Raw genomic sequence first — 12,314 nt, 5'->3', positions numbered from 1 at the left:
AGAACAATACCCCTATCTCGCGCGAAAGGCAGCGCAATTTCGCTTCTCAGGCTCCTGGTCGGTGCGCCTCGAGAAGGCTGGCTACCACATTGCCCATGTTCACCCCGATGGTTGGATCAGTTCGGCGTTCTATTTTGTCGTGCCAGACTGCGATCCGGGTGCTGCGGACGGAGGATTGCTAGCATTGGGAGGGGCGCCCGAGGAGTTGGGGTTGGATATCAAACCTCGCCGCATCGTTCGGCCAACACCAGGGTGGCTCTGTCTCTTCCCCTCGATGGTTTGGCACGAAACGACACCGGTCCAGGTTGACGCAGAGCGACTGACAACTGCCTTTGACGTTGTTCCCGTAGTTTAAGCATGCGCGGCCTCGGCCGCACGAACATTGATATCTCAATCAACGCGGATCAAAAAAAGCGGCGGGGATTTCTCCCCGCCGCCAATTCAGATGTGTGAACTACTGTTCTTAGAAACGAACCTGCGCTTGTAGCGAATAGCTACGACCCAGGATCAGCGGCGAGAAGAGCGAAACGTTAGCGTTCGCCTGCTCGAAGATCGCGCCACCGACGGTCTGGGTCGGGAACTTGTCAAACAAATTGCTGACAATGCCCGTAAGCGTGAAGTTGTCGTTTACGTCGAAGCGCAGCGAAAGATCGAAGTAGCTCAGATCAGGGATGCGATCGACCGGGACCGAATCTGCAAAGATTTGGCCCTGCTGTTCACCACCGCTCTTATAAACCCAGCGGATTTGGCCAGTGAAGGCGTCCTGTTCGTAACCGACAGTCAGGGTGTTGTTGAACTCGGGAATGACCGAAGCAAGTCCACCCGAACCCGTATCGACGAAGTCCGTTCCACCCAGCTTGTATGCAATGGTGTAGTTGAACAGCTCGGCAATGCGAATTCGTGCGTTCGAGTTTCCGCCGAAAATCTCCGAGACGGGGATCACCCAGTTCAGACCAGCATCGATACCCCGCGTTTCGAACGGACCACCGACGTCGGGGCTGTTCTGACGCCCAGTGTTGACCCGGTCGATCTGACCGGTGCCCGGATTACGGAACACGCGCTGGCAAGCATCGCTGGTCAGGTTGGCCGAGGTATTGCACTGGTTGATGTAGAACTGAGCCGACAGCGCCTGGATACGACCACGGATAGTGATGTCGTAGTAGTTCCATCTTCTTAATCTTCAATGCCCACTTCCTCTGTCCGCCCAAACTGCTGTAGATACAGCGCCTCTAGCTTAAGTGCTACTGCACCCCAAGCTCTGCCCTATCCGGTCCTCCACTCAGCTCTACCTATTTCATTGTCGAATTATCGAGGTATCTTCTCATGGCTCCAGTCATCGGCATCACCGCTGCTCCCACAACGCTGATCGAAGACGAAGGTACGCTGACCACCCTCACCATCCGCGACACTGAAGCCGTGGTGGCAACTCTGCAAGGGGGTGCATTCTACGCGCCGTTCATCGTCGCAGACGGCACGGTAGAAGAAGCCCTCAGTGGCAGCAAGGATGTGTTCTTCGATTTTGCAGCCGCCAATCCGCTGGGGCTAGACCATGTCCAGAAGCAGGGGAACCAATATCGGTTTGAAGACCTGCGCGGCGGCGACCTCGACTTCAACGATGCGGTGTTCACAGTGAGAACGGTGGCGGCGTAGCGAGTAGCGAACGCTGCGGGGAAGGACAGATTGGAGCGATTCATTGGTTCTTCCCCAACGCCTTCTCTACCTTTACCGAAACTCGTTCAACCAACGAATCTGATTGTTTAAGTCATCCGCTGAGACGGAATTGAGTAAATTCAGCAACCGATTCAACAAAATGCCAAACCGTTCTTCTGTAGTAAAAACAATGCCAAAATGCGGTCGCCCTTCAGCCAAATATGCCTCATGCAGGGATACAAAATCCTTGAAGTTAATGGTCACCAACGTTCGCCGTTGGGCAACCGCAAACGCGAACTGTTCTGCATCAGAACGTGCCAGCAAATTGGATTCTCTTACTGCAATCGCATCGAAGCCATATTTCCGCAACTGCTCAGCTAGACGAGGCGACAGGTTTTCATCTAAATATAGCAAAGGCGGGTTAGGCAACGGCATGGGAATCGGTAGGATAAGCGTTTTGGGCGCGAAGCTGATCAATTTCTGGGCGATGGTCGTGATAGTACGCCAAGGCGCTAAAGACCTGTGCTGGGGTCAACTCGTCCCACTCAGCAATGATTTCTTCCACCGACATGCCCACTTTGTAGTAATAGCCGACAATCTGCCAGACCGCCATTCGGGTGCCCGCAATAATGGCGACTCCACCACAAACTCCTGCTTCTTTAACGATGTGGCGGAACTCGCTTTCGTCTAGCGTATCGGTAAGGAGGCTTATCTCATCATACAGCGACTGCATCTCGTCAAACACCTCAGCGGGCACGCCGGAGCGCATCAGCAACCGGCGGTGTTCATCGCGCGCAAGCCGTCCGAAAAGATGGCCGGTCTCCCAATCGTGTACAAAGATCTCCGCATCTTTTGCCGCATCACGAACTTGACGGGCAAGCCCGCAGTGATCCTCATGCGCGTGCGTAAGCACAATGCGGCGAATATCCTGAAGCCTTAATCCGTGACGTGCCAACCCGGCGGTAAGAGCTTCCGCGGCCTCTGCGGTCTTCGGGCCAACGTCGATCAGCGTAACGGGATCTTCACGGATCAGGTAAACATTTACGTCACCGACATAAAATGGCGTCGGGATCGAAAGCGAATGGATCTTTATCATAGGTGCCGATATGAGAACGAATAGCACGTTCAACGTATAAAATACAGCCGCGCCGGGGGAAGCTGTTATCATAACGTAACTGTTATCAAGTCGGAATATGAACCAAACGCAAGAGATCAGAACGGCGGCTATCATCGGAGCAGGTCCGGCGGGTTCATCGCTGGCGATAAGGCTCGCCAATATGGGCGTTGCGGTTACGCTGATCGAACGCGAACGTTTTCCGCGTGATAAGCTCTGCGGCGAATTCATCTCCCCCGAATGCCGAACCCATTTTGCTGAGCTTGGGATTGAGGATCGAATTGCAACATACGGCGGCCGGGAAATAGGCGAAACCCGGTTCACCGCGATCAATGGGCGAACCGTGATGGTTCCGAGCGAATGGTTCGGCAGTAACAATGCATTAAGCCTAAGCCGTGCTGCAATGGATGAGGTCATGTTAAGGCGCGCTTATGAATTGGGAGTTGAGACACTGGAGGGCTGGTCGGCGACGAGAGCTGAGATACTGAACGGTCGTATCGATTCACTTATGATACGAAGCCAGACCGGAGAAACCAGAACCCTCTCTGCCGATATTTTCATAGATGCCGCAGGGCGTTCCGGCATATTGGAGCGTCTTTGCGACAGCGGGCGAACGAAAGGGGCACGCGCGGAAATAGTTGCCTTTAAGGCTCATTTTTCCGGCATCGCTTCGCTCGCCGGGCGTTGTGAGATATTTTCATTCCCCGAAGCGAACCACGCGCGCCATAGTCGTGGGGCAAAGGGCGAACTTCCGGGTGGTGGGGCGTGGGCGCATTACTTCTGCGGCCGGCACACCGGTCCAATACGGCTACGGCATTCTCTACCTTTCGGAATGCACGGATTTCGAACTCACCACACTCACATTCGACGCCAATCGCATGGGCCGCACACCGCGAGAAGCGCCCGCGCATACGGTGACCTTCCAGTCATGCCATCGCTTCAAGGTGTCGGGTGTGCGCAGCGTAAATGCGGTCTGCGACGGTTTCCATCTGTTCTCCGCGCAACCCAGCGTGGTCGAGACACATTGCAGCGATTTCGAGTTCTTGGATTGCAAAGCCGACAATTGCTTCCGCCAGGGGTGCTCGGTGATCCAAGGTCACCGTGGAATTTTCCGCGGTGGATCTTACACGAACACCAATGGCACTGCCCCTGCGGCCGGAATCGACCTCGAAAGCGATACGGATGCACCAATCGGCGCCATTAGTGACATTGCCTTTGAAGGCGTTACCTTCGCCAACAATTTCGGTTTCGGCCTTCTGGTTTCGACTGTCGCCCGTCCCAAGCGCATAGTGACAAGCAATTGTCGCTTCGACCACAATCGCCGCGGAGCCATATCATGGGGCGCCACAAGCGGGAAGATCACCAACCCATCGCTGCGCGGGTTCACGGCTTTGGCCGAGCGCGGAGCGATCGACATTCCTGCGGGCGACGGCTGGCAGGAAGGCGAGGGCACTCTAATCGAGTCACCTCAGTTCACCGAAGTCAGCTCGGTCCGCCCGGAGAACGCGCTCGTCTACGTGCACTCGCAAGCATATGGGCCGGTGGCGATCAGCCGACTATCTGCTCCCGAATGCGGCTCTATCGCAGGCCTGCACCGAAACGGCAGCAGCTTGGCAGGTGCGAAGATACGCGCATCACTGGGCAGGATCGACGGCGCAATCGGCGTTTCCGGAAACGGGTGCGCCGTCCGCGACAATCGAATTGAGGCCTTCTTCGGGTCTGTCATAATCGCGACCGGCGAGAATGTGCAGATCACCGGAAACGTGCTCTTGCAGCCCCGCGTCAATGATGGAAACGGCGCGATCCGCGTCCTGGGGCGTGGCGCGGTGATCGAAGGGAACGTGCTGGAAGCGAGCAACGCCTCGGGAACTTCTGGGGTAATGATAGTTGTGACCTCAGGCAAGGCTGGTGGCTCCAAGGCTGGCGGGCTGGGAATACTCGGGAAAAGTTGCTCGGTTTCAACGGTTGGAACCGTGACTTGCGGGATTTCTTGAGCAATTGCGCTGGTAGAAAACCCAACCGAAATGGCCAGCACTAGAGAGAGGTGGATGCGGCTGATCATGGCTTGCTTGAGGAAAATTCTCTGATAGTAGTAATTATAGATGTCTCAAGCAAAATTGGTTGAGGCAGCACAAACAAACAGTACAAGTAAACACATAAACAAACAGAACCAGTTAAGTTGAATCGCTGCATCGACTCAGCACCATCGACTCAGCAATTTGGCTGGAACGCAATTCAAATAGACCTCAAGAGTGGCAGTTCAAAACTCGATTGAGCTAAAGTGGGTCAAGAATTGTAAAGGAATATTTACAAATGCGGATTCATGACTTTTATGCGTTGGATGAGCTTGCAGCCTAAAAGCTCAATCTACCTTTTTAAGGCTTTCTTCTTCTTCATGTTTCGTGGTATCCCTTAAAGAATTTTAGGAATTTGGCCACAAATAAGTTTACTTAACTTAACAATGGGGTATCTTAGAAACAGGACTGATAAGTACAAATTCTTATTTGCCTGTTTCCCTGCTTGGTTCATTGATTGGTTTGTTTGACCTGATTGTTTGATTGACTAGTCGTCTTGGCGATTGCTTGGTCTGCTGGGAGAAGGTTATGGGAGAGGTACAGGGTCACAGCTTCTTATTCCTAGGGTTAACGGCCTTGATTCGCGTTGCTCGCGCCTTGTCTTCAAGTACGAGAGTACTCAGCATCTAGCTCCCACGGTTTAGATTTGATTGTTCTTTGCAGACTGAGCACAGGTTGCCCCAACGTCGCTTACTCAGCAACCTGAATACCCTCTCTCTCTACATTTATTTGGGTAGGCTCTCATCATGAGTACGCAATTTCCTTGGCTAACTGTTTTGACCCTGCTGCCGCTAGTAGCGGCCCTTCCGATTCCATTCCTGTCTGATAAAACTGGCAAGACGGTTCGCTCTTACACGCTCGGTGTGGGGCTAATCGAATTTATGCTGCTGGTTTACGCTTTTTGGCAGCATTACGACCTCAGTGATTCTCAGTTTCAGCTCGTTGCTTGAAACGGATTGTTGGCACTAGTGATGATTGCAATCTTTTCCCGACTAATCGGAACTTCAACCAGCCCTTGCCTGCGCTCTGCATCAGTCAAAGGACGACCAATCGCGGCTAAATCAATTGTTCTATCCAGAACTGCCTGCAACGCCGCATCGGTTCCTTGAGTAGCTAAATCAACGGCTGTTCCCGCGTATTGAGCTTCAAAGCGCTGTTTAAGAGCTTGATTGATAGCTGCCATGCTTTCAGAACCATCAACCCGGATTGTAGTTCCATCAGGAACTGATGATGGTAATGGAAAGGAGCTTGGAGTTGCGTTTTGAGCATGGGCTGATTCAGCCAGCAAGAAGCCTGCTAGAGGTTTGGGGGCCGCAGCAAGAGCTAACGTTAACACCAGGGAGAGTACAGAAAAGCTTTTTCTTTGCAACATCATCTAAAGAGTGGGTAAATCAACTCCAAGTAAGGTTAATTTTTGCAAAAGACGAGCTAATTATATACCCCTCTCCTAAATAGACTTTGCCACTTGATAGACTTTTCCACTACTTCTCAAGAGATAATTTCCATGCCTTATCGTTCAGTTCTACTCAGTTAAACTGGTTTAATCAATCAAGTCGCCATAAATAAGCCGAGTGACTTTGTAAACTGGTTTACAGAGCTTCCGCAGGCAAGCTATGACAAACTTCAATTTTGAATCGAGCACAACTGACAACTCATTCGATCCGATCCTTCAACAGCAAATATGGCAACTCTATCGACACATACTCCACAGTCGCTGGGTTTTTATTGCCTGTCTGTGGCTCATCATAGCTCCCCTAAGTTTATGGAGCTTAAGACACGAAGTTTCGCTCTGGTTAGACTACTTCACTTGGACTGCAGTTCGCTATAGTCTTATCTACAATCCACTTGCAACCATTGGCCTAACGCTGTGTGTTGCTCTGACCTTAACCACCCTACCTTGGCAAAGCCACAACATCCTATTCGGAATTTCGCCCCACTACCTACGCCGTTTAGAAAGACAGGTTTTAAAGATTCGTCAGCAAGGAAAATCCCATCCACTTTGGAAAAGAGTTTGCGGCAACATCAGCGAGGCAGAGCATTGTTCGATCAACCTACCCGATTGACTGAAGCTAATTAACTCAGCTGTTTGAAATTCTGCCGTTGCTTGTACCGAGGCAGACGCTTGATTGGAGAAAATCGCTTCAATGCAACTTTGAAATTTATAGCCGCAGTCCGAACGGTACTGTCTCTGCGGAGTCAGAAAAATAGGACCTGTCGGTTCTCCCAATCCGTTCGAGGAGTTCAGCTTTACCTCTGCGAGAAATCATATTCATGCAACTTAACAGACAAACACACTCTAGCTGAGCCGACTCGCTTTTCTGCGTTCTGCCGTTTATGTCCTCAATTTAACAAGGCAAATTCTTTAGTTTTGTACTTAAATCTGTTGAGTTTTGTACTTAAATCTGTTGGCTTCTAAACATTTAGACCTAGAATAAGCAGAGATAACCATCAAGAGCAAACGACTTCTGTACTTTAAAGCCAACAGCTACCACAAACCAATGCTCAGCAAAACTTAGCCTTCTGGGTAATTTCTATTTACTCTTTGAGCAAGTGGTTTAGATGGAATGTCAGTCCGTGTTTTAGACACATGGACTGAAGTATTGATGGATCGTTTTACTCAGAGAAAAAGGTATGTGGGAATCTTTGCAGCCGATATTGTCACCCACTCAGTATATTCCGCATGGGCATTGTTATTTATGGCAACCTTCCTTGGTATGGCTGCATCTGCTCAGCGATCTATTAACGGCACTGGCCTATTTCTCTATTCCTATTATTCTTATTTATTTCGTTTACAAACGAAATGATCTTCCGTTTTCTAATGTATTCATTTTGTTTGGCACATTTATTGTTTTGTGTGGTTTGGGGCACTTGCTGGAAATTTGGACACTCTGGCATCCAGTCTATTGGATTACTGGCGTTGAGAAAGCGATCACTGGCCTGGTTTCCTTCTACACTGCTCTGCAATTGGTCGATCTGCTACCTCAGTTTTTAGCGTTACGAACACCGGAAGAATTAGAAGCTGTCAATCGAGAGCTGCAAGCGCAAATAGCAGTTAGCACATCGGCCCATCAAAAACTTCAGCAATCGGAACTAGCTCTTCGCCAATTAAACGAACAGCTTGAAATTAAAGTCGTAGAGCGAACGGCTGAATTGGCGGTTGTTAATCATCGCTTACAGGAAAATTTTCGGCTGTTGGAATCTGTGCTTGAAAGCATTCCCGATCCGGTGTTCTTGAAGGACTGTGATGGGCGCTATCTCAAGTGACCCACTCCTGGACATCGGGTAAACCCATGATCCTGCTGCCCTACATGAACGAGATCACGCTCCAGGTGATTTTGAAAGTAGTATTCGGGATCAACGAAGGCGAACGCTATCAGCGCATTAAAGAAGAAGTGCGGCAGTTTTTAGCCATAGGAGCTGACCCCATCTCTTACTTCGTCAGTGCCTTTCCTGGTTTGATGCAGGACCGGGGCCGCTTCTGGCAGCCCACCAAGCTTTATCTCGCCATGCGGCAGCGGGTAGATGACCTGCTGTATGCCGAAATTCGCGAGCGGCGCGCCAACTTTGATCCCAACCGCACCGATATTTTGACGCTGCTGATGTCGGCTCGTGACGAAAACGGCGAAGCCCTGACTGATGCGGAACTGCGAGACGAGCTGATGACCATGCTGCTAGCGGGGCATGATTCGAGTGCGGCGACGCTTGCCTGGGCACTTTACATGATTCATGCCACCCCAGCAGCGAAAACTAAGCTACTGGCAGAAATTGATGCACTGGGCGATTACCCCGATCCGATGGCTATCGTTCGCCTGCCCTACCTGAATGCAGTGTGTAGCGAAGCGCTGCGGCTGCGGTCTGCGGGTCCAATGGTGGCTCCTCGGGTAACTAAAGTGCCAGTGACGCTGATGGATTATCATCTACCGGCTAATACACTGCTGCTGCTGTGCAACTATCTCACCCATCATCGAGAAGACCTCTATCCCGAACCACGCCAGTTCCGTCCCGAACGGTTCCTGGAGCGGCAATATTCCCCGTCTGAATACTATCCCTTTGGCGGTAGTGAGCGGCGCTGTGTTGGGGCCGCCTTCGCCAATTTTGAAATGAAGTTAGTGTTAGCTACGATTCTGCGTCGCTATCAGCTCAGCTTGGCCGAAAAGCCTCCCATCAGGGCAGTGCGGCGTGGCGTCAACATTAGCCCCAGGGGTGGCGTCAACGTGCGGGTGAAACACCGATTTTCATCCTAGTGAATGGACTGCTACTGGCGTCCTTCTTTACTCTTGCGATTTACTTACTCGTTCTCTTTTCGATTAGTTTCCATGCCTATTCAAAATTCTCCATCCACACCTCGTCTCGATCCACCCGGTACCTTAAGCCAGCCGGTGCTGGTGGTCGAAGATCTATGGAAAGCCTATCGTGCTGCTCCCGCTAGGGCCAGTGCAGCCATCGTTCCGGGTTCTGGCACGGCAGTTGGCGTTGAGCCGATTTTGATCTGGAATCCTAGATTCGAGTTTTGAGGCATAGCATCACCCCAATCTAGCATCGCCTTACCGGTTAAGGTAAACGCCTGGTTGTTCAAACCTTTAACGCGCAAATAGTCCACATCCCTATTTTTCTGGGCTGTCATCTCGCCTCTACTGAAAGCAGACTGAAGCGAAGCTGTATTTGCCCCACCCAAACTCAAATCACTCAGCACCACCTTACTGAAACTTGTGTTTTGGTTGGGGTTATTCGGCTGCTGGGCATTGGTCCGCAGTCCAGCGGCTGTACGAATCATCAAGTCAGTAACTGGACCCTTTGCCGCGTCCACATTGAGTGTAATTTTCTGACTGCCGATTTGGTAGATCAGCTGGGTACCCGTGTATTGCAGCAAAAAGTCTACGAAGGTATTTTTTGTCCAGGTATGACCCCTACCGCTGCCAGCAATAAAGCTATTGGAATAATCAGTTCCTGCTAGGTTGTAATTGCTGCTGAAGGCACCCGATTCCCAAACCCCAGCTTCTGGATTGTTGTTACCAGCACGGCTCTCGATCACGTACTTAGCGGTGAATGTTTTCTGATCACCTTTAGCGTATTTTTGATTGTAATCAGTGTCATCAAAAAATCCATCTCCAGTCAAATCGGCAGGAGATGCAAAACTAAAGGCTTTAACTGGACTGGAAACTGCGAACAGACCCAGAGTACTCAGTGAAAGTGCAAGGAGTGAGCGACGAAAATTCATTTTGATATTGATCCTCCAAAGGGTTCAACCATATCTTGCGTGCGGTCTCGCCAATTGCGAACGCAGCAGATACAACACCTTTAGAGTTCAATTCTTTTTCGCTAAATGCTCAGTTTTCGCTCAAGGTTCATGTTGATTTGATATAACCCTTGCTCGCTTGAAGTTCTAGCCTCTATTAGCGGTAGGACCAGCCTCTGATCCTACCTATTCCGGCCTATATCTCCGTGCTATTACTAATTGCACCAGACCATAGATTTACTCTTTCAATTAGTCATTCGTAATTTTCCCAATCCGGCTCAAGCACGAGTTCTGGAAATTACTGAATCCTCAAATTAAGCAACTCAGCTGTCATCAATTGCAGCGGGGGTGGTTCCCGCTAATGCTCAAAATTCGTGATCAAAAATCATCGCCAAACTGCATAGTGCAATTGGATCCAGAACTACCTCAGGATAGAGCGATGCAGAGCCGGCTGTGAGGTAGTTCATCACCTGAGAGCAACGATAGATAGCGTTGTCCTACCCGCTGGTTACAGTTTCTATGCTGTGTAATTTATTCTGTCAATTCTGAGGAGAGGAAGATGCGAATAACTCTTCGATATCGCGGCGTCAAGTATGAGCGTGATTTCTACAGGCCAGAAACTGGTTCAGAATCAACGCCTACTGTATTACAGCTTGTATCACAGCCAATACAAGCAGATTTGCTAACTCATACCTTTGTGATTCTTCGCTATCGCGGTGTTTTGTACATTCGTGGCATTTTTAATTCAGAGCAGACCTCTGAAATTCGATTTATGCAGATTCCAGCTGTGATTTCGAAATTGACCTGAACTGGGTTTTTCTTCAATGTCACTCTATTCAGCCTTCTCTATTCAGCCTTCTCTATTCAGCCTTCTCTATTCAGCCTTCTATGTCATCCAACTTTCTAGTGATCAACGATGAACCTGTCTCCCTCGAGCAGGCGTTAAGCTATCTGCAAAGCGACGGCACCTTCCAAAATTTTCTCACCTCTATCTTGCGGCAGCATGTGATTGCCCAGACGCTAAAACAAGAGCCTGATTTGCAGCCAACCGTTGCAGCAATTGAACAATATCTAGAACAGTGTTTCGAAAATAATCAGATTTATGAATCACAACCATTTCAGTATCTAGAGCAATTTCTCAAAGACAATCAGATTCACACAGTAGAACAGCTTCAGCAATGGCTAGAGGACAATCATTTGGCCTACGAACAGTTTTTAGAGCGAATTATCCGCAGCCAGACCTGGCAAAACCTGGTTGATCACATCAGCCGACCCAGGCTACACGAATATTTTATTAAGCATAAGCAAAAGCTGGATAAAGTGCTGCTCTCCTGCATTGTGGTGGATCAAGAAACACTAGCAGAAGAATTACGGGATCAGATCAAAGCCGGTGAATCATTCGAGCAACTCGCTCAGGACTATTCGATTGCCGAGAACCGGATTGGCGGCGGCGAAATGGAACCTGTCAGCCTCAGTGACTTACCCGACGAATGTTGCAATGTTGCTTTCCATTCGCGATGCATTTTCCTTCGGCCGAGTCCCACCGGCACCGCCGACGATGTCTATCCCGGAGATCAGAACAAAGATGCCCGAATTGTCTCAAATACTTAAGATAGCAGTGATAGAGGACCAGACACGCATACGCGAATCGCTCGGCGAACTGATCGCGGGATCGGAAAAATATGTTTGCGTCGGATCGTATCCTTCCATGGAACTAGGGCTGGCCGGGATCGAGGAACGATCACCGGACGTGATCCTTTGCGACATCGGGTTGCCGGGAATGAACGGGATCGAAGGAGTAAAGATCATCCGGGAGCGGTTTCCAAATACTTTGGTGATAATGCTGACGGTCTATGATGACAATGAGCGTATCGTTGAGGCGATCTGCGCAGGAGCGAGCGGCTATCTTCTTAAGAACACACCGCCGGATAAGCTGTTTGCTTCGATCGATGAGGTTGCGGCGGGCGGAGCCCCGATGTCGCCTGAGATCGCACGCACGGTGATCGATCTATTTCGGATAAATCCGCCGCCGAAACAGGTGGACCACGGCCTAACGCCCCACGAGACAAGGATCTTGAAAATGTTGGTCGATGGCCACAATTACAAAACTGCCGCTGCCGAATTGGGCGTTAGCATAAACACCGTCTCATTTCATATGAGGCACATTTACGAAAAGCTCCAAGTGCATTCGAAGTCAGAGGCTGTGGCAAAGGCGTTGAAAAGCGGGATAGTTTAGTCG

Annotated in this window: 15 protein-coding genes and 1 pseudogene; 11 read left to right on the top strand and 5 right to left on the bottom strand. The window is 50.2% G+C overall.

What is annotated here, in order from left to right:
- Positions 1-61: 61 nt before the first annotated feature.
- The gene (locus JVX88_RS35145; RefSeq protein ID WP_211623569.1) at positions 62-355 is read left to right on the top strand and encodes a putative 2OG-Fe(II) oxygenase; all 294 of its coding nucleotides are present in this window, start codon (positions 62-64) and stop codon (positions 353-355) included.
- Between the two features lie 108 nt (positions 356-463).
- Here the strand turns inward: JVX88_RS35145 and JVX88_RS35140 are convergent, their stop codons facing one another.
- Positions 464-1,153, bottom strand: coding sequence for a TonB-dependent receptor domain-containing protein (locus tag JVX88_RS35140; protein WP_211629039.1), 690 nt, complete (start codon positions 1,151-1,153; stop codon positions 464-466).
- Positions 1,154-1,323: 170 nt separating this feature from the next.
- Here JVX88_RS35140 and JVX88_RS35135 point away from each other — a divergent pair, with 170 nt between their 5' ends.
- On the top strand, positions 1,324-1,650 hold the full coding sequence (locus JVX88_RS35135) for a DUF4114 domain-containing protein (protein WP_211623567.1): 327 nt from the start codon (positions 1,324-1,326) through the stop codon (positions 1,648-1,650).
- A gap of 72 nt (positions 1,651-1,722) precedes the next feature.
- Here JVX88_RS35135 and JVX88_RS35130 read toward each other — a convergent pair whose 3' ends face one another.
- Together JVX88_RS35130 and JVX88_RS35125 are read right to left on the bottom strand one after the other, a co-directional pair.
- Positions 1,723-2,085, bottom strand: coding sequence for a DUF5615 family PIN-like protein (locus tag JVX88_RS35130; protein WP_211623564.1), 363 nt, complete (start codon positions 2,083-2,085; stop codon positions 1,723-1,725).
- On the bottom strand, positions 2,072-2,818 hold the full coding sequence (locus JVX88_RS35125; protein ID WP_211623562.1) for an MBL fold metallo-hydrolase: 747 nt from the start codon (positions 2,816-2,818) through the stop codon (positions 2,072-2,074). The genes JVX88_RS35130 and JVX88_RS35125 overlap by 14 nt, the downstream gene beginning before the upstream one ends.
- Positions 2,819-2,843: 25 nt before the next feature.
- Here JVX88_RS35125 and JVX88_RS44795 point away from each other — a divergent pair.
- The 3 genes and pseudogenes from JVX88_RS44795 to JVX88_RS35110 all read left to right on the top strand — a co-directional run.
- A pseudogene (locus JVX88_RS44795) lies at positions 2,844-3,347 on the top strand (NAD(P)/FAD-dependent oxidoreductase); the annotation flags it as partial.
- A 295-nt stretch (positions 3,348-3,642) separates the two neighbouring features.
- Entirely contained in the window at positions 3,643-4,758 is a 1,116-nt protein-coding gene (locus tag JVX88_RS44790; RefSeq protein ID WP_410503818.1) for a right-handed parallel beta-helix repeat-containing protein, read from the top strand.
- A gap of 827 nt (positions 4,759-5,585) precedes the next feature.
- Positions 5,586-5,789 carry a hypothetical protein gene (locus JVX88_RS35110; protein WP_211623555.1) on the top strand — a complete coding sequence of 68 codons (204 nt, stop codon included), beginning with the start codon at positions 5,586-5,588 and terminating at the stop codon, positions 5,787-5,789.
- Here the strand turns inward: JVX88_RS35110 and JVX88_RS41530 are convergent.
- On the bottom strand, positions 5,774-6,022 hold the full coding sequence (locus tag JVX88_RS41530) for a substrate-binding domain-containing protein (protein ID WP_211623553.1): 249 nt from the start codon (positions 6,020-6,022) through the stop codon (positions 5,774-5,776). The genes JVX88_RS35110 and JVX88_RS41530 overlap by 16 nt on opposite strands.
- Positions 6,023-6,452: 430 nt before the next feature.
- Between JVX88_RS41530 and JVX88_RS35100 the strand changes: the two genes are divergently transcribed.
- The 3 genes from JVX88_RS35100 to JVX88_RS35090 all read left to right on the top strand — a co-directional run bounded on the left by JVX88_RS35100 (position 6,453) and on the right by JVX88_RS35090 (position 9,083).
- The gene (locus tag JVX88_RS35100; RefSeq protein WP_211623551.1) at positions 6,453-6,902 is read left to right on the top strand and encodes a hypothetical protein; all 450 of its coding nucleotides are present in this window, start codon (positions 6,453-6,455) and stop codon (positions 6,900-6,902) included.
- Between the two features lie 568 nt (positions 6,903-7,470).
- Entirely contained in the window at positions 7,471-8,103 is a 633-nt protein-coding gene (locus tag JVX88_RS35095) for a hypothetical protein (RefSeq protein WP_211623549.1), read from the top strand.
- Positions 8,100-9,083: a cytochrome P450 gene (locus tag JVX88_RS35090; protein WP_211623547.1), complete on the top strand. Its 984-nt coding sequence runs from the start codon at positions 8,100-8,102 to the stop codon at positions 9,081-9,083. Before JVX88_RS35095 ends, JVX88_RS35090 begins: the two co-directional genes overlap by 4 nt.
- Positions 9,084-9,247: 164 nt before the next feature.
- Here JVX88_RS35090 and JVX88_RS35085 read toward each other — a convergent pair whose 3' ends face one another.
- Positions 9,248-10,057 (bottom strand): choice-of-anchor W domain-containing protein, encoded by an 810-nt coding sequence (locus JVX88_RS35085; RefSeq protein ID WP_211623545.1) that lies wholly within the window; start codon positions 10,055-10,057, stop codon positions 9,248-9,250.
- Positions 10,058-10,634: 577 nt separating this feature from the next.
- Here JVX88_RS35085 and JVX88_RS35080 point away from each other — a divergent pair.
- From JVX88_RS35080 to JVX88_RS35070, 3 genes are all read left to right on the top strand, one after another.
- On the top strand, positions 10,635-10,883 hold the full coding sequence (locus tag JVX88_RS35080; RefSeq protein WP_211623544.1) for a hypothetical protein: 249 nt from the start codon (positions 10,635-10,637) through the stop codon (positions 10,881-10,883).
- Between the two features lie 80 nt (positions 10,884-10,963).
- Positions 10,964-11,686, top strand: a complete 723-nt coding sequence (locus JVX88_RS35075; protein ID WP_211623542.1) for a peptidylprolyl isomerase — start codon at positions 10,964-10,966, stop codon at positions 11,684-11,686.
- Positions 11,661-12,311 carry a response regulator gene (locus tag JVX88_RS35070; protein WP_211623539.1) on the top strand — a complete coding sequence of 217 codons (651 nt, stop codon included), beginning with the start codon at positions 11,661-11,663 and terminating at the stop codon, positions 12,309-12,311. The genes JVX88_RS35075 and JVX88_RS35070 overlap by 26 nt, the downstream gene beginning before the upstream one ends.
- Positions 12,312-12,314 lie beyond the last annotated feature (3 nt).

The sequence above is a fragment of the Leptolyngbya sp. 7M genome (assembly GCF_018128485.1).
This window is presented reverse-complemented; position numbering and strand designations above follow the sequence as displayed.